Genomic DNA, 17,483 nt, shown 5'->3' on the forward strand with positions numbered 1-17,483 from the left:
CCCTCCCCGAAACGATAGGATCCTCGTGTCGCATCATACCAGAAACGAATCGAAGGCAAGGGCGCTCAGCCGTTGCGCCCTTGCCGCATGCGCGGCGCTTGCCATAGGATGCGCCTGCCCGAGCGCGAATCAAGCCTGGGCGCACGAGGGCGTCGCGCTCTCGGATCGCTCGCCAGGAGGAAGCGGCGGGGTTCTCGGCGGCGGGAGCTTGGGAAACGGCAGCGCATCCCCGACCGTCGAGCAGCCGTACGGCCAGATCGTCAGGATCATACCGGGAAGGGGCATGACGACCATCTTGTTTCTGCCGGCGCTCCCCATCGATCCCGGATGGGGGCAGGTGCAGCACCCCGACCTGCAGGTTCTGTACTTGGACCGCCGCTATGCCGACGACCCTGCGGACTCCTGGGAGCGCTGGGCCGCCTACACGTGGAACGAAGACCACCTGATGTACGAAACGCCTGAAGGGGATGGCATCAGGGCCGTGTACGACGACGACTTCGCCAATCCGTCCATTCGGCATTGCGCAGTCTTCCGCCGCTCCGAAACCGTCGACTACCGCGACTTCTACCTTCGCGCCACGGCCGTCGTGCTCCAGGACGGCGAAACCGTGGAGACGGCCTTCGAGCCCGCGCTCATCACCTATCCCGAAGGCTCGCGTCCCTCCGACGACGAGAACGACCTCACGCCGCCGCCTTCGGTGGTCAATCCTCCCGAAACCGATTCGGGAGGCACGGGAGGAAACATTGGAGGCGTAGGACAGGGCGAAAGCGAGCGCGTCCATCCCGAAGGCGGGCCCGAAGCGCCGGAGAGCAACGGGCCTGCCGCGCAGGAGGCATCTGAGCCGACGGGCTCAGGCGGCGTTCGCGCGAGCGACGCGCCCCAGGAGCGCACCGCGTCCGAGCCTGCGCAACCGTCGGTCGCCCCGGCACCCGAAAAAGCCTACGCCGCACAGGAACCAACCGTCGAGCCTGGCGCCGCCGCAACCCAAAAGCCAACCGTCGAACCCGACGCCGCCGCAAGCGAGGTCGCGGACGAGCCCGCCGGCCTGCCCGGATTCGCCTGGGCCTTGGGCCTGACGGCCGGGGTCGTGGGCATAGCCGGCGGCGCGATCGCCGTCATGCGCGCCAAGCGCCGCTAAACGCCGACGCCCTCCGCGAACGCGCAGCACGCGCCCTCGGCAACCTCCACGATACCAAGGTAGTAGCCTTCGGGGGCGGCGCTTTCCACCGCCTCGCGCAGCGCCGTCGCCCAAGAAGCCGGGTGCTCGCTTGCGAAACGCGCCAAACGGCGCCCGTCGCCCGCGGGGCGCTGGCCCGTCGCCATCTCCCTGCAAGCCGCAGCCAAGTAGAGCAGCTCCAGGCCAAGGTGGTCGGGGTACTGGTTGCTCGGCCCGCGCACGGCAAGGCCCGCGTCGCGCAGCAAAGCGCGCATCTCGAAGGCCGCATCGCCGAAGCCCGCCTCCCCTACGCGCCCGCGCACGGCGTACATGGTTTCCCAAGGCGGCGCCGCAGGCTTGGGCGAGCCGATGAACAACCGCGCGTACTCCACGTCCACGCGCTCGACGGCGGCATCGCGGCACGAGGAAGCGCCGCGCGCATAGCGCTTCAGCCGATCGACCCCCAAAGCAGCCCGATCATGACAGCGAAAAGCGCTGCCCAGCTGCTGGGAAAACGCATCCCAGAACGATTCGTGCAGTCCGATCGACGTTTCGGTGGTCATGGGCCGCAGCAAGCTGTTGCCAAGAAACGCGAACGTTTCCGCCCGGCTACGCCATACGTCCCGCCAGGTCGAGGTTGCCGCAAGCACCGACGCCGGCCACTCGGCGCATTCCATCATAGCTACTCCTCCGCTCCTAAACTACGCTCCCAAGCCTTGTCGTCGGCCTCGGCGGGAGCGGGGTCGTAGCGCAAGAACACTTTCGCCAGCAGCAAAAACGCCATGACGCCCACGGCCACCATGCCCACGACGATCAGGATCTCGGGCAGCGTAGGAGCGTACGAGCTGGTCACTGCCCAACCGTCCATGCCGTACAGACCCCTTGACGAGCTGGACCCGCTCACCAGGCCCGGAGCGCCCGACACGTTCGGGAATATGAAGCTGGTGAACAAAAGCCAGATGCGCTTGCAAAACACGCCGACCACAACGCCTGCCGCCGCCAACGCGACCAAACCGGGGCGTCGGCGATTGCGCGCGAACACGAGGATGCAGAACGGAACGACCACGCCCACGATAACCTCGATCCAGAAGAAGGGAGCGGTTGCGCCCCACACCATCTGGCCGAACACCTCCATGCCGGGCTCGGTGCCGGGATAGGCCATGGTCAGCACCTCACATCCCACCATATAGCCGTCCACTGCGATGCACACGGCAAGAAGGCCCGCCAGGTTCGCGATAAGCTTGCGCGACGTGGCGAACACGCGCTGCCGGTTCATCCACAGAAGCGACAGCAGCAAAAGCGCCAAGCCCGAATCCATGGCCGACGCCACGAACAGCGGGGCCATGATGGTGGAGTACCAGCCTTCGCGCGCAATCTGCAATCCGAAGATCCACGCCGTCACCGAGTGCACCAGGATAGCCACCGGCAGGGCGAAGCGCGATACGATGGCCACCTTGTCCTTCGCACCGGGCTTGCGCGACGTCATGAAGTACAGGTAGACCAAGTTGATGACCAGATACGTGCTGATCACGCATATATCCCATAGAAGCGGCGAAACGAAGTTGGGCGTTACCAGCAAGTTGAGCAGGCGCACGATGCCGCCCAGGTCGATCAAAACGAACGAGCCCGCGATGCAGATGCACACGAGCGATACCAAGATGGCGGGAAGGGCCACCTTCTTGTACTCCGCCACGTGGAAGATCGACGCCGACGAAGCCACGATAAGGCCGCCCGCGGACAGCCCCACGAAAAACATGAAGCAGGCGATGTACAGGCCCCACGACGTGCCGTTCGACATGCCCGTGACGCCCAACCCGCCGACGAACTGGTACGCATACGCGCCCACGCCGGCGGCCGCAAGGGCGGCCAACACGGCGAAGGCGATTTTATAGGTTCTTGTTAACTGCATGTAGGTTTCTCCTTAACGCACGGATCTGCGCAGCCGCTCGAGCGGCGCGATGCCGCAACGTCGCGCCGCCCGGCCAAGCGATGCGATCTAAAGTCCGATATAGAAAAGCTGCGGGCGCGTGCCCTTTTCTTCGAGCAGATGATGGGCTTCGGGCGAACACGCCAACTTCGAGATGTCGCTGTCGGGATCGTCAAGGTCGCCGAACGTGCGGGCGCGCCCCGGGCACACGCGCACGCACATGGGAATGTCCCCGTCGTCGGTGCGCTCCTTGCACAGCGTGCATTTTTCCATCACGCCCTTGGCGCGTACGGGAACCCGCGCGTCGCCGTAGTTGAAGGCAGGCTCGCGCACCGGCTCGTCCCAGTTGAACACGCGAGCGTTGAACGGGCAGGCCGCCATGCACATGCGGCAGCCGATGCACTTGTCGTAATCGATTTCCACGCGCCCCGAAGCATCCTTGTAGGTTGCGCCCGTGGGGCACACCTTCTGACAGGCGGCGTTCTCGCAATGCTGGCACTGCACGGGCAGGTAGACGCGCGTCAAGTTGGGATACTGCCCCAACGCGCCGTCGATGACGTCGCAGTCCTTGGTCAGGATGCGGTTCCACAGCATTCCCATAGGCACGTTGTTCTGCATCTTGCAAGCGTTCGCGCAGGTATGGCAGCCTACGCAACGGTTCAGGTTGATGGCGATAGCCAGTTTCGTCATGATTGCCCCTACGCCTTTCTAATCTCGACGAGCGTGTCGGAGAACGGGATAACCGGGCCGCACAGCAGCTCGTCGCCGCGCTCCACCGTAGCGTCGTTGGTGACGGACTGCATGTTGCCGCGCGCCAGGTAATCGGCCGTAGCGCCTTCTACCAGGCGAATCGACCCCGGGCGAATGGAGGGATTGGCGTGAACGCGCACTTCGAAGCTGCCGCGGTCGTTGAACACCTCCACCACGTCCCCCGTAGCCAAGCCGCGCGCGGAAAGATCGGCGGGGTTCGCGTCCAACGTGGGCTCGAAGTACTGCTGGATCCACTTCGCATCGTTGAACTGGTTGTGAATGTGAAAGCGCGTGCGGACGTTGGCCAGCTGCAACGGGAACTCGCTGCGCAAAGGGTTCTGCGCGTTCGCCTCGAGCGTCGGCTCCCATTGGGGAAGCTCCTGCCCGAAAGGCACGAGGTTCTGATAATACAGATCCAACCTTCCCGAAACCGTATCGAACGCGAAGTCGGCGTACTCCTGACGCGGCTTCTCGATGCCGGGCAGGGGCCACGTGCCGTGATGCTCGTTGATCTGATCGATGGTAAGGGAAGCGATCTGCGGGTCTTCGGCTCCTGAAAGAATCGCCGACGCCAGCTCGGTCGAGTCTTTCGGCAGCGCGTCCTCGCAGCCGAGCCGCTTCGCGAACTCCTTTTGGATCCAGAAATCGGTGCGCGCCTCAAAGAGCGGGTCGATCACCTTGTTCTGCAGCACGATCTGGTTGTACCCCACTTTCACGGCGCCCACTTCGGCATCAAGCTCGAAGCGCGTCGTAGCGGGCAGCACGTAGTCGGCCCACTTGGCGCCTTCGGTGAAGTACGGATCGATGGACACGATCAAATCGAGCGTGCGCACCCAGTCCTCGGTTTTGGACATATTGGCGAAATGCTGGGCAACAAGGTCGCCGCAGCAAATGTAAGCCTTCACGCTGTTGGGCTTCGTGCGCATGTCGTAAGCCGCCATCTCGTCCTCGGAGGGAACCAGAGCGTCCGGCAGCTCCCACGACCCCAGCGTTGTGGAATGGCCGTTCCAGCATCCGCCTACGAACACGCCGACGTTCGCGCCGGGCTTGCAGATGTTCCCGGTCACGCCAGCCAGCACTGCTGCGGCATGACCTGCGATATCGGCGTTGCCCATCTTGTCGTTGCCGCCCCATCCCAGCGCAAGCGACGACGGCCCTTTGGCGTACGCGCGCGCAAGCGACTCGATCTTTGCGGCGGGAATGCCCGTGATGCCCTCGGCCCATGCCGCCGTGAACTCCTTTTGGCCTTCGACCAGCGCATCGTACGCTGTTCGGGCGCGCACTCCGTCAACGACGACTTCGCCGGACAGAGCCGCCGAAACGCCCGGCTGATTGTAGGGAACGGGCTGGCCCGTAGCCGAATCGATAACGAAGAACGGGTTCTCAGCGCCCGTCTGGGGCTTTTCAGCCTGCGGATCTTCCGCATGCTGGCGCACAAGCCGTCCCGTCGAAGCATCGATCAGGAAGGGCAGCGACGTATGGGCTGCCATGAACGCTCGATCCGCCAGCCCTTCGTCGAGAATCACCGACGTCATGGCAAGGAACAGGGCCGCGTCGGTACCCGGCTCGATGGGAACCCATTCGTCGGCCTTGCCGGCCGTGGTCGAGAAATGAGGGTCTACCGACACGATGCGCGCGCCGGCTTCCTTCGCCTCGAAGAACAGGCGAACCTGGGGCAGGCTGGACTCGCAGAAGTTGCATCCCACCATAAGCACCATGCGGGAGTTCACCCAATCGCGCGCCTCGCCCGTAGCCATGGCGAAACCGCCTCCATAGCCGATAGCGGGATCCAGACCGTTGCCCATTCCCACGTCGATACCGGCATTGCCGCCGGTCTGAGCGCCCAGCAGCGACGCCAGAAACGGCATGTTCGCTTCGCTCGACGAGGTGACCATAACCGCCTGCTTGCCGTGATCGCGCTGGATCTCCTTGATGCGCGAAACGATGCTATCGAGCGCCTCGTCCCAGCTTACTTGCACGAATTCGTTCGATCCCCGCTCGCCTACTCGCTTGAGAGGCGTCTGCACGCGCCCTGCCCCGTATATGTGCTGCACTTCGGAAATGCCCTTCAAGCAGATCGTTTCGTAACGATCATCCACGCACGTATTCGGCTCCACCTTCACCAGACGGCCGTCGCGCACCGTGCATTTGAGCGGGCACATGCCGCCGCAATGCTCCTGATGGTACGTGCAAGCCGTATGCTCTTCGCCCGATGCCGCGCGCTCGGCGCCCGAAGGACCGATGCCCGCGTACGCCACGGCGGGCGACAGCCAGCTATCGGGCGTGAACATGCCGGCCCCCGCTGCGGCCAAGCCGCAAGCGGCGAGGGACCCCGCGAGGAAACCGCGCCTCGTCAACTCCATGTACTTCTCCTATCGTCTTGCTTGCATTCGGGTCGCGCCAAGCCCTTCGCACGCCGTGCCGTCCCCCTGGCCCTCGTCCGTCGCGCAACCCGCATCAGGCCGCAGTGTAGGAAACCTGCGAGAACGCGTCTTTATTCCATCCGCCGAAATACGCGGCCCAAGCTTTGTGCATATTGAACAAACGGGAGTATCATCCCAGGTGAAAAGATGCTGTAGCAAAGAGCGGGCAGCGAATCGCACCGCGTTTCACCGAATAATCCGAAACCTTGCGCCCCATTCGAGGGACAAGGACGACCGGTCGTCTGACGGCGCTTCGGCGCGAAGGAGGCACTATGCGCTTCAACCTTGATCTTGTGCACGACGAACTGGCCGACCTTTCGCCCGTTGCGCTGTTCGAGCATTCGACGCGCCTTGACCTCGACCGGATAGAACTGCTCGAGCGCACCAGCAAGCCTCGGGCGGGAAGCCTGTTCATCGCGGAAGCGGAAGCGCTCGAGCGCATCAACGTCGAAACGTTCGACGAAGGAGCGCTTTTGGTTTTGGGCTTGAGCTCGGCCGATGCCGACGCCCTGCCGCTGCCCGCCATACTGGTGCCCGACGCGCCTCGAACGCTCTCGGCAAGCTTGCTGCTCACCCGGCTGCTCGAGTTTCGCATGAGGCTTGATTCCTGGTCGGAGTCGCTTTTGGAGGCCATGGCGCGCGATGCGTCGCTGCAGGAGGTCATGGACGTGGCAGCCACCGCGTTTCGCAATCCCCTCATGGTGTCCGATTCCGCGCTGTACTACGTGCTGTGCGCCGGGCACCTGCCGGACGACTTCCACGACGAGCTATGGACGACCGCCATTGAAACGGGCGTGTGCCCCACCGAGCTCTACTTCGACCTGTGGATGAGCAGTTCCGAAAACGCTTTCCGCTGCGATCGGGCCTATTTTGTCAAAGACGCGCCCCGAACCGGGCATTCCTATCTGGTTCGAAACCTGCTGCACAACGGCGCGTACCACGGATGCTTCGAGCTGGTCGATGCGAACGCACCCCTCACCCAAAGCGATCTGGTGCTCGCGGACCACCTGGGACGGCTGCTCGTGCTGATCCTTCCCCGGCAGATCTACCCCCAGCTGGACAAGTCTTCGAAAAACCTGATCGACGAGCTGCTTGCCGGCAACGCCGTGCGCGGGCGCGTGCTGGCCTACGAGCTTTCGAAACTCGGCTGGTCCCTTGACGACCCGTACTACGTCTGCCGCTTCAGCGGATCGGCGCAAAGCGAGCACTGGGAGGGCCCTCACCGCCAAACGCTGAGGCGGATCGAACGGCGGTACCCGCGCGCCCGGTTTCTCGAGGCCGAAGACGATGCCTACCTCATGGTCGCCCGAGAAAAGGACTACCCGCTTGACGAAATGCGCGAGCGCCTGGAGGAGCCGGCGGCCGACGACGGATTGCCGGCGCGCTTTCTGGCGGGGTTCTCGTCGGTGTTCTCCGACTTCCACTTTCTGCGCACCGCCGCGCAGCAAGCGAGCTTCGCCCTGGAGCACCTTGAGAACGGCTCGTCTTCCGGGCGAAAACTCCGCACGGTCGCCCGGTTCTACGACGATTGCTGGTTCGACGATCTATCCGACCGCCTGAACCTAACCGGAGACGCCCGCTGGCTGCTCGACGACCGCGTGGTGCGGCTCGCGCGCGTCGACGCGCGCGAGGACGCCCGGTACGTGGAAACCGCGCAGGCTTACCTTGAAAGCGGATGCAGCGCCACGCATGCCGCGGAGGCCCTGTTCATCCATAGAAACACGCTTTCGTACCGGCTGAAAAGGATAAAGGCCATCAGCGGGATGGATCTGGAGGACCCTTCGTCGGCGGGCACCGACCTGCTCAGGATCCTTCTATCGTGCAGGATCGTCTCCCGATAAGGCGCGCGGCCCGACAGCGCGCTGCGCGCTGCAACCTTCGGCAAGCTCGCTTCCGACAGCGCGTCCACGCGTGCGAAAGGCGCGCCCTTCTACCCAAAAGACGCGAAACGTGGCGATACCGTGGCGACCTGCATTTCGTGGTATCGTTCACCTGAAACGAATCCCGAAACCGCAAGGAAAGCCATGCACGCCACCCGCATCCGCACGAACCCCGACCTGTTCGAAATCGAAGTTCCGTTCGACAACATCAGCACCAGCGGAACGAACTGCTATCTGGTGCAAGACGGCGACGACTCCCTGGTAGTCGACACGGGAGCCCCCACCGAAGACGGGTACCGCGTGCTTCATGCGGCTCTGGAAGAGCTTGGCGTGAACCCGGCCAGAACCTCGTACTTCCTGACGCACCTGCACTACGACCACGTGGGCCTTGTGGACCGCATCGCCCCGGCGAACGCAACCGTATACCTGAGCGCGGAGGGGTTGCAGATGGCGCGCGACGGCGGCGTGGAAGAGCTTCACGAGGACTTTCGGCGCCTGGTGGAAGAGGGCGTGCCGCGCGCGGATGCGGATGCGCTCGTGCGCTCGGTGTCGGGCCCGCGCGTCATCGACATCGATCGGTGCGCGCCGGTGGTCGTGGGCGACGGGGACGTCATCGACGTTGGAAGCTACCGCCTTCATGTGGTGGCAACGCCCGGACACACGCCCGACCACCTGTCGCTGTACGAGCCGCGAAGCAAAACGCTGATGGGAGGCGATCATGTGCTGTTCGTCGTCTCCCCCGGCGTCACCGTGTTCCCCGACGGATCCGACAGCCTGCAGGCGTACCTGGACAGCCTCGATCGCGTGAGCAACATGGAAATCGAGACGCTGCTGGTATCGCACGGCAAGAACCGCCCCGATTTCCACGAGCGCATCGATTGGCTGAAACGCCATCATCTGGAAAGGCTCGACGAAACCGTCGGCATCATCGAGCGCGAGCCGGGCCTGCTGGGCCAGCAGGTGGTGCGGCGCATTCGCTGGAACGTGCCGCACGAGCGCTGGGACGACATCTCGCTCATGCAGCGCTGGTGCATCCTCATGGAGGGCATCGCCATCCTCGACCACCTCGCCGCCACCGGACGTGTGACGCGATCGAAGGACGGCGACGCCCGCAACGTCTACTTCCCTGCTGCGATCAGCTCCTGAGCCATTTCGCGCAGCTTGAACTTCTGCACCTTCATGGACGGCGTCATGGGGAAGTCATCCACGAAGAACACGTGCTTGGGCACCTTGTAACGCGCGATGCGCGGGATGGCGTAGGCGCGCACGTCCTCTTCGGTCATGTTCTCGTAACCGGGGCGCACGCGAACGAACGCGCCCACCAGCTCGCCGAGCTTCTTGTCGGGAATGCCCACCACCTGCGCATCGAGCACGCCGGGCATGGTGAGCAGGAAGTTCTCCACCTCAAGCGGATAGACGTTCTCGCCGCCGCGGATGATCATGTCCTTGACGCGTCCGGTCACGCGGTAGTAGCCGTCTTCGTCAAGGGTTCCCAGGTCGCCCGAATGAAGGTAGCCGCCCGCGTCGATGGCGCGCGCCGTTTCCTCGGGCATCTTGTAGTAGCCCTTCATGACGTTGTAGCCCTTGCAGCACAGCTCGCCCGGCTGCCCGACGCCGCACTCCTCGCCGGTTTCGGGATCGACGATCTTCACCAGCACGGGCGGATGCTTGCGCCCTACCGTCTCGCACTTGTGCACGATGTCGTCGTCGGCGCTGGTCTGCGTGAACACGGGACTCGTCTCGGTCAAGCCGTAGCAGATGGTGATCTCCTTCATGAACATGCGGTCCATGACCTCGCGCATGGTTTCGGGCGGGCACGGGCTGCCCGCCATGATGCCCGTACGCAAGCTGGTCAGGTCGAAGGAATCGAAATCGGGGTGGTTCAGCTCGGCGATGAACATGGTGGGCACGCCGTACAGCGCGGTGGCGCGCTCCTTGTGGACGGCCTGCAGCACCAGCCCCGCGTCGAACTCCTCCACGATGATCATGGTGGAGCGATGCGTGAGGTTGGCCATCACGCCCAGCACGCAGCCGAAGCAATGGAAGAACGGCACCGGCAGCGTCACGCGGTCCTCGGGGCCGAGCTTCTGGCCTTCGCCGATGTAGAAGCCGTTGTTCAGGATGTTGCGATGCGTGAGCATGACGCCCTTGGGGAAGCCCGTCGTGCCGGAGGTGTACTGCATCATGACCACGTCGTTGTTGTCGAAGTGCTTCTCCGCCTCTTCGAGCGCGCTTTCGGGCACGTGCTGCCCCAGCAAGATGAGCTCGGGCACGCTGTAGCAGCCGCGATGCTTCTCCGGTCCCATGTAGATGATGTTCTTGAGGAACGGATAGTTCTCGGTTTCCAGGTGCCCGCGCTGCTGCGTGAGCGTTTCGGGCACCAGGTCGCGGATGATCTTGAGGTAGTCGACGTCGCGGTACGCATCGATCACGCACAGCGCCTTCATGTCGGACTGCTTCAGCACGTAGTCCAGCTCATGGCTTTTGTACACGGGGTTCACCGTGACCATGACCACGCCGATCTTGGCAGTTGCGTACATGAACGTCAGCCAGTCGGGAATGTTGCGGGCCCAGACGCCCAGGTGATCGCCCGGCTCCATGCCGATGGCCAGCAGGCCGCGCGCCAGGTTGTCCGTGCGCTCGTCGAAATCCTTGTACGTCCAGCGCAGGGAGCGGTCCGGGTACACGACGAACTCGTGGTCGGGGTCGATGGCCACCTGGTCGCGGAAATAGCGGCTGATGGTCTTTTCGGAATGCAAGGGATAATCCGCAGAGCCGGCAAGGGCTTCGGATGCAATGGGTTCAGGCATGCAGGTCACTTCCTTGTTGTAAATCGAGCACGGGCAGCGAAGGCGGCGGGCCTACAGCGGCGTGTACACGACGGCGAGGAACTTGGCGTTCTGCCCGTCGTGCGCGCGCACCTGGTGAGGCACGATAGAGTCGTAGTAGATGCTCTCGCCGGGATGCAGCACGTAGACTTCCTTGCCGTACTCGATCTCGATGCAGCCTTCCATGCCAAACAGCCATTCCTCCCCTTCGTGGCCGACCAGCTCATGGTCGGTCTCGCCGGAGGGCGTGACGGTGATGACGAAGGGATCCATGTGGCGCGACGGACGCCCCGCCGCCAAGCTGAAGTAGCTCAAATCGCCGGCATCGCTGGCCGTTTGGAGCGACTTCACGCGCTCGACCTCGATCATCTGCTCGCGATCGATGTACGCCGGGCCCAAGTTCTCGTCATCGTCCATGAGCGTGCCCAAGCGAACGCCCAGCGCGCGGGTGATTTTGATGAGCGGAGCAAGCGAGGGCGGCAGCTTTCCAGCCTCAAGACCTTCGACGATCTCAACGTCGCAGCTGCAACGATCCGCCAGGTCCTGCACGGACAGGTGATGCGCCTCGCGCAGCGTCGTGATCTTGTTTCCCAGCTTGTTCTCATCCATCATGCCAGCTTCCTCTCTTCATGATCGTTTTACCAAGGTAAATGGTAGCCTATGATTCGCTCTCAACCAATCGCGAAATAGGTTTTACGGAAGAACGGACATGCAAAACGGTTTAGCGTCGCAAGCGTCACGGGTCCCGCGCGCGACGCGAGCTCAAAAACTTGGGCGCGGATGGGAGCCGCCATGTTACAGAGAGCTTGCGAAACGCATGGCGCACGCGGCGCATCGTGAAAAAGCCGCCCCTGAAAAGGGCGGCTTCGCGTAGTGCGGAACCAGAGCGGAGCCTAGTTCTTGAACAAGGCGTGCTTGAGCTCTTCCTCGTCTTTGATGGAGAGCGACGTTTGCAGCACGTCGCCGCCGAAGGGCCTGATGGCCTCGACGAACTTGTCGGTGGTCATGCCGCCGACCACCATGAACACGGCGGCGCTGTCGTCGACGGAAAGCAGGTTGCGCACGCGATCCTGGAAATCCTTGTCTACGCCATGCTTGACAATAGCGCCGGTCAAGGCGCCGATGCCGGCTCCGATAGCCGCGCCGAACACGGGCACGAAGAAGAGCACTCCGAACAGAACGCCCCAGAACAAGCCCCATACCGCAGACGTGCCTATTTTGGAATCGGGAGTGACCACGTCGTACTTGCCATCGGCGCGGCGGGCGACCACCGCCACGGACTGCAAGCTCACGATAAGGTTCTTGTCGAGATCGAGAATCTTCTGGTAAGCGGATTTCGCCTCCATCTCGCTCGGATACCCGAGCACAACGAGCGTACTCATGCTTGATGCTCCTTTCTCTGGCTTTCATCGAGCCCTCACTGTACGCGCATGCGGCACCGCAGCAGCGAACGCTTCGGCTTTGGCACCCGTTCGGAACCGTTGCGAAACGTCGCCGAAACCAGCTGCGCGCCTGCGATCGTCCTTCCCCTCCCTATCGCGCTTGCACCGCGCGAAGCCGAAAAGCAACCGGGCCGCAGCGCGATGCTGCGGCCCGGTCAGGCGAAACGATACGGGGATCGAAACGGGGCTTTCCGATCCTAGCCGAAGCGGTACTCCACGCCCATGGTGGGCTGGGGGTTCTCCCACTTCTTGACGATGGTCGACCCGCAGGCTATGCGGCAGGTGCCGCACTCCAGGCAGCCGGCGTAGTCGAACGACTTCGCGCCCGACTCGTCGACCTTGTAGAGGGCCGCCGGGCACACGCGCACCAGCTTGAGGAACTCCTCGTCGTCAGGGTCGTCCACCAGCTCGATGTGGGCGCTCTCCTCGTCCACCTCGTACTTGTCGAGGGCAAGGAACTCGTCGACGTTGACGGTGATGTCAGCAATAGCACTCATAGGGCCTTCGTCGCTCCTCTCACTTCGCGAGCGAGCTTGAACAGCCCGCGCTTCTTCACGATGGGCATCATGCGCTTCACGAGCGGCTTCTGCGGCGCGCCGTCCACGCTGAACATGGCGTTGAAGATCTCCTTCACCATGACGGGGTAGTCGGTGAACATCGAGTCCCAGTGCTCCATGACGTGGGGCCACTTGCTGAAGGTGCGCAGGTCCTTGATGACGAACGAGTCCTCCATCTTGGCCTTGTAGGAGGACAGCCCCGCCTCGGAGACGTCGCCCTTGTCGATGGCCTCGACCGCGGCCTCGGCCGCCATGCGCCCGCTGGCCACGGCGAAGTCCATGCCGCGCACCTGGTAGCCCATGTTCATGCACAGGCCCGCCGTCTCGCCGGCGATGACGCAGCCGTCGAAGACGTACTTCGGGATCATGTCGTAGCCGCCCTCGGGCACCATGTGGCCGGAGTGCTCCACCAGCTTCGCGCCGCGGATGACGGGCGCCACGGCCGGGTGGTTCTTGAAGTCCTCGAGCATCTGGTACACCGGGTACGGGTTCGACGCGTCGGCCGCCGTGGAGATGGTGGCCACGAGGCCCAGGCTGATCGAGTCCTTGTTGGTGTACAGGAAGCCGCCGCCCACGTTCCCGTGCGTGCAGTCGCCCACGAACAGCATCGCCGCGCCCTCGCCCTCCGGGCACAGGAAGCGGTCCTCGATCTGGGAGGCCGGCAGCTCGAACACCTGCTTGATGCCCACGGCCATCTCGTTCGCCTTCGGGCGCGGGTTGCCCAGGCACTTCTCGGACAAAAGCGGGTTCACGCCCTCGGCCAGGACGACCACCTGCGCGGTGATCTCGTCCTCGCCCGCGCGCACGCCCACCACGCGGCCCGCCTCGTCCTTGATGAGCTCCTCCACGGCGATGCCGCAGATGTACTCGGCGCCCGCGTCCTCGGCCTTCGAGGCCAGCCACTGGTCGAACGGCGCGCGCAGGACGGCGTAGGAGTCCTTGCCTTCCTCCGCCAGTTCGTCGCTCGTGAAGTCGACGGCCATGCTCGAGCGCGCGTCCAGAAGCGCGATGCGCTCGTGGGTGATCCTGCGCTCGAGGGGCGCCTCCTGCTCGAAGTTCGGGAAGACCTCCTTAAGCGAATGCGAGTAGATCCGCCCGCCCGTCATGTTCTTGGCGCCGGCGAAGTTGCCGCGCTCGACCACGAGGACGCTCTTGCCGGCGGACGCGGCCACGTAAGCGGCCACGGCCCCGGCGCACCCGGACCCCACGACGATGATGTCGAAATCGGTCTCAGACACCTTTCATCCTTTCTCGTCTTATGAAAATCAACAACACACCAGCTTCACCGCAAAAGCCCGCTCGCTCGCCTGACCAGCAAGGTTCGAGCTTCTTGAAGCGGGAGGCCTCCATGAGCCCTCCCGCGGATCGAAGCTTTCTACAGTGCCGCTGTCAAAGCCGGCAGTACATCCTTGATGTCTCCCACCAGGCCGAAGTCGCACTGCTTGAAGACCGGCGCGTTCTTGTCCTTGTTGATGGCGAACATCGTGCCGGCGCGATTGCAGCCCACCATGTGCTGCATCTGGCCGGAAATGCCGCAAGCCACGTAGACCTTCGGCGACAGCATGAGGCCGGACACGCCAACGTAGGTCTCGGTGGGAAGCCAGTCCACGCCCTCGGTCAGCGGACGCGAGCAACCCAGGCCGGCGCCCAGCTTTTCGCACAGCGCGCGAGCCAAGTCAAGCTCGGACTCCTCCGCGAAGCCACGGCCCGCAGCCACGACCACGTCAGCCTTACCCAGGTCAACGCCGCTCTTTTCGATGGGCTTGGAGGACACGAGCTTCACCGGATTGGCCGGGGCAACCCAGGCCACGTCCTCGACCGCGTTCGCGCCGCTTGCCTCGGCGCCTTCGAACGCGCCAGCGGAAACCGTATAGATGGCCACGTCGCCCGCAGCCTTCTGCACGCGCTCGGCCACGCCGCCGAAGTACAGGCTCTTCGCGCCGTCGGCGGCGAATTCCATGACGTCGGTGATAACGGCGGCGCCCGCATGCGCGGCCAGGCGGCCGGCGATCGTCTTCATGTGACGCGTGGGCTCGACCAGCACGACGCTCGGCTGCTCGGCGTCGAACACGGCGATCACGGTATCGGCGGCGTCGTCCAAAACGGAGCCTTCGGGTACGGACACCTTCGCCACTTTGTCGGCAACGGCAGCGGGCGCATCGCCAAAGGAAACGAGGACGACCTCATCGGCCATGGTGCGGGCTCCGGCAGCAAGCTCGCGGGCAGCGTCGGCGCGCTCGGCAATAACAAGTGCTTTCATGGGTATGCTAGCCTTTCTCTCAGACAGCGGATTATCGGAAGACGGAACCTACAGGGCGGCCTTGAGGGCTGCAGCGAACTGCTCGATCGCGCCATCAGCCGAAGCGTCGAGGATCTCGAGCTTGCGGTCGGCCTGATCGGGAGCCTTGCAGGAGACAACGTCGATAGCGCCGTCGACAGCCGCCTCGGCACCGGCCACGTTCATCGGCTTCTTGCCGGCGGCCAGGATGTCCTTCATGCCGGGAATGCGGGGCAGCGCGATATCGGGCGACACGGACACAACGGCGGGCAGGGGCACCTCGACGGTTTCGACGACGTCCTCGAGCGTGCGCTCGACGATGAGCGACGAGCCCTGCGCCTCGATCTTCGTGGCGCCGTTCACTACAGGAAGGCCCAGCTTCGCAGCCAGCTGCACGTCGACCTGCTGCGCGTAGTTGTCAGCGGAGCCGTCGCCGCACAGGATGAGGTCAAACGCGCCCACCTTGCCGACCAGAGCAGCCAGCGCCTCCGCCGTCGCGCGGGCATCCATGTTCGCGCATGCATCGTCGGCGGCCATGAACAGCTCGTCCACGCCGCGAGCCAGCACGTTCTTCTTCAGCTTGGAGTCGTCGATGGAAGCGGGGCCCGCCGTCATCGCAACCACCGAGGAGCCGTCGTTGGCTGCGGCCAGCTGCGCCGCGGCCTCGAGAGCGTTCAGATCGTACGTTGACACGATGCCCTTGGCCTTGGAGTAATCCAGGGAGCCGTCCGCGGACACCTGGATGTCCTGATCGTCGGGAACCACCTTGAAAGCAGCAACGATTTTCATCCTGTACCTTTCCCTTCTCGTTTGCCTTTATAAAGCGTTCGGACGCGACCCGCCGTCTTCGAGGGGAACATGCGGCGGATTCGGCGCGTTGAGAGCAGTTTGCACCGCTCGCCGCGCGGCGTCATCGCAAGATCGCCGTGAAAGCATCATTACTTACAATTTGACTATGCCTGCGCGCCCGTCCGCGCAGGCTCCATCGCCCGCGCGGCGCCACGGCGCAACGCCGCGCCCCCGCCGCGGGAAGCACTGCGCAAACGCGTTTCATAGCCCCTGATCAATGGCATCATTACGTATCCCTACTACTTTTTTTGCGATGCACCGATTTTTAAGTATCGCCGAATTACCATGCGCCTTGCGATGCAACGGCATAGCTGCGATCGCTAGTATTCAGGGCAGTTGTTCGAGCGAGTAAAACACGACGGCGGCACGCTGCAATCGAGCCGAATCACGTGCGGAACATCGCTCGGCGCCACGCGCGGCTTCGCGCGAAATCGCAACCAGTCAAGGAGGAGCAATGGCAGATTACTATGGTACCGACACCGTCGTATCCGAACTTCGCGAGGACGGTCTGCTGATCATCCGCATCAACCGCCCCGACGTGGCGAACGCCCTTAACGGCGTCACCTCCAAGGCCATGGAGAACATCATGAACAACGCCGAGACCGATCCCGCCGTGCGCGCGATCATCGTCACCGGCACGGGCAAGGTGTTCTGCGCGGGCGAGGATCTTTCCGAACTGAGCGAAGGCGGCGAGTGCCAGACCGTGACCGAGCATGGCTTCGGCGGCCTGACCGCGCGCCTGTGCTCCAAGCCCGTCATCGCCGCATGCAACGGCTCCGCGGCCGGCGGCGGCATGGAAATCGCCCTGTCCTGCGACATGGTGGTTGCTGCTGAGAACGCCAAGTTCGGCTGCACCGAGGTTGGCTTGGGCATCATCGCTTCCACGGGCGGCATCGTGCGCCTGGCGCGCGACATCAACCGCAAGGATTGCATGGAGCTTCTGCTGACCGGCAAGAAGATCAAGGCTCCCGAGGCCAAGGCTCTCGGCCTGATCAACTACGTCGTGCCGGCCGAAGAGGTCATGGACCGCGCTATCGCGCTGGCCGAAGAGTGCCTGAAGAACGCTCCCCTCGCCCTCAAGTGGACGAAGAACATCGTGCACGCCGCCGACCAGATGTCCGAAGAGGATGCCATGCGCTACTCCGACGCCGCGTACCGCTTCCTGGAGAAGACCGCCGACGGCATCGAAGGCCCGGCCGCTTTCGTCGAGAAGCGCACGCCGGTTTGGCAGGGCAAGTAACTCCCCTTTATCAATCCACTCGGTCCGCGCGGGCATTCGCGCGGCCATCCGCCACGTGCCCGGGGGGGGGCGGCCGGGGCCGGGGGAGGGGCGGGCGGGCGGCGCACGCACCAAAAGCCCCAAGCGCCCCCGCCGGGGCTACGGGGGGGGGCG

Annotated in this window: 15 protein-coding genes; 4 read left to right on the plus strand and 11 right to left on the minus strand. The window is 64.0% G+C overall.

Going from position 1 to position 17,483, the window contains the following annotated elements:
- Positions 1 to 25: 25 nt before the first annotated feature.
- On the plus strand, positions 26 to 1,138 hold the full coding sequence (locus ACTQZK_RS06775; RefSeq protein ID WP_418830833.1) for a hypothetical protein: 1,113 nt from the start codon (positions 26 to 28) through the stop codon (positions 1,136 to 1,138).
- Here ACTQZK_RS06775 and ACTQZK_RS06780 read toward each other — a convergent pair.
- The 4 genes from ACTQZK_RS06780 to ACTQZK_RS06795 form a co-directional block, all read right to left on the minus strand.
- A complete protein-coding gene (locus ACTQZK_RS06780; RefSeq protein ID WP_441899014.1) occupies positions 1,135 to 1,836 on the minus strand; it encodes a TorD/DmsD family molecular chaperone in 702 nt (233 codons plus the stop codon). The genes ACTQZK_RS06775 and ACTQZK_RS06780 overlap by 4 nt on opposite strands.
- 2 nt (positions 1,837 to 1,838) lie before the next feature.
- The gene (gene nrfD / locus ACTQZK_RS06785) at positions 1,839 to 3,065 is read right to left on the minus strand and encodes an NrfD/PsrC family molybdoenzyme membrane anchor subunit (protein ID WP_441899016.1); all 1,227 of its coding nucleotides are present in this window, start codon (positions 3,063 to 3,065) and stop codon (positions 1,839 to 1,841) included.
- Positions 3,066 to 3,152: 87 nt separating this feature from the next.
- Positions 3,153 to 3,773 (minus strand): 4Fe-4S dicluster domain-containing protein, encoded by a 621-nt coding sequence (locus ACTQZK_RS06790; protein ID WP_441899018.1) that lies wholly within the window; start codon positions 3,771 to 3,773, stop codon positions 3,153 to 3,155.
- A gap of 8 nt (positions 3,774 to 3,781) precedes the next feature.
- A complete protein-coding gene (locus ACTQZK_RS06795; RefSeq protein WP_441899020.1) occupies positions 3,782 to 6,196 on the minus strand; it encodes a molybdopterin-dependent oxidoreductase in 2,415 nt (804 codons plus the stop codon).
- A gap of 332 nt (positions 6,197 to 6,528) precedes the next feature.
- Here ACTQZK_RS06795 and ACTQZK_RS06800 point away from each other — a divergent pair, with 332 nt between their 5' ends.
- Positions 6,529 to 8,097, plus strand: coding sequence for a PucR family transcriptional regulator (locus tag ACTQZK_RS06800; RefSeq protein ID WP_441899022.1), 1,569 nt, complete (start codon positions 6,529 to 6,531; stop codon positions 8,095 to 8,097).
- Positions 8,098 to 8,280: 183 nt separating this feature from the next.
- On the plus strand, positions 8,281 to 9,282 hold the full coding sequence (locus ACTQZK_RS06805) for an MBL fold metallo-hydrolase (RefSeq protein WP_216529732.1): 1,002 nt from the start codon (positions 8,281 to 8,283) through the stop codon (positions 9,280 to 9,282).
- Here ACTQZK_RS06805 and ACTQZK_RS06810 read toward each other — a convergent pair.
- The 7 genes from ACTQZK_RS06810 to fixA form a co-directional block, all read right to left on the minus strand.
- On the minus strand, positions 9,255 to 10,946 hold the full coding sequence (locus tag ACTQZK_RS06810) for an AMP-binding protein (protein WP_441899025.1): 1,692 nt from the start codon (positions 10,944 to 10,946) through the stop codon (positions 9,255 to 9,257). The two genes, ACTQZK_RS06805 and ACTQZK_RS06810, sit on opposite strands and share 28 nt — an antisense overlap.
- Before the next feature lie 51 nt (positions 10,947 to 10,997).
- Positions 10,998 to 11,576, minus strand: a complete 579-nt coding sequence (locus tag ACTQZK_RS06815; protein WP_114566952.1) for a helix-turn-helix domain-containing protein — start codon at positions 11,574 to 11,576, stop codon at positions 10,998 to 11,000.
- A 281-nt stretch (positions 11,577 to 11,857) separates the two neighbouring features.
- Positions 11,858 to 12,346, minus strand: a complete 489-nt coding sequence (locus ACTQZK_RS06820) for a DUF1269 domain-containing protein (RefSeq protein ID WP_216529734.1) — start codon at positions 12,344 to 12,346, stop codon at positions 11,858 to 11,860.
- Between the two features lie 257 nt (positions 12,347 to 12,603).
- Positions 12,604 to 12,903, minus strand: coding sequence for a ferredoxin family protein (locus ACTQZK_RS06825; RefSeq protein ID WP_441899027.1), 300 nt, complete (start codon positions 12,901 to 12,903; stop codon positions 12,604 to 12,606).
- The gene (locus tag ACTQZK_RS06830; RefSeq protein ID WP_441899029.1) at positions 12,900 to 14,201 is read right to left on the minus strand and encodes an FAD-dependent oxidoreductase; all 1,302 of its coding nucleotides are present in this window, start codon (positions 14,199 to 14,201) and stop codon (positions 12,900 to 12,902) included. The genes ACTQZK_RS06825 and ACTQZK_RS06830 overlap by 4 nt, the downstream gene beginning before the upstream one ends.
- Positions 14,202 to 14,338: 137 nt before the next feature.
- Positions 14,339 to 15,223 carry an electron transfer flavoprotein subunit alpha/FixB family protein gene (locus tag ACTQZK_RS06835; protein ID WP_114566956.1) on the minus strand — a complete coding sequence of 295 codons (885 nt, stop codon included), beginning with the start codon at positions 15,221 to 15,223 and terminating at the stop codon, positions 14,339 to 14,341.
- Positions 15,224 to 15,271: 48 nt separating this feature from the next.
- Positions 15,272 to 16,030, minus strand: coding sequence for a putative electron transfer flavoprotein FixA (fixA, locus tag ACTQZK_RS06840; protein WP_428420926.1), 759 nt, complete (start codon positions 16,028 to 16,030; stop codon positions 15,272 to 15,274).
- 514 nt (positions 16,031 to 16,544) lie between these two features.
- Here fixA and ACTQZK_RS06845 point away from each other — a divergent pair.
- Entirely contained in the window at positions 16,545 to 17,330 is a 786-nt protein-coding gene (locus tag ACTQZK_RS06845) for an enoyl-CoA hydratase/isomerase family protein (protein ID WP_114566958.1), read from the plus strand.
- The last annotated feature ends 153 nt before the right edge of the window (positions 17,331 to 17,483 follow it).

It is taken from the genome of Paraeggerthella sp. LCP19S3_G8 (genome assembly GCF_052119225.1).
GTDB classification, from domain to species: domain Bacteria; phylum Actinomycetota; class Coriobacteriia; order Coriobacteriales; family Eggerthellaceae; genus Paraeggerthella; species Paraeggerthella hominis.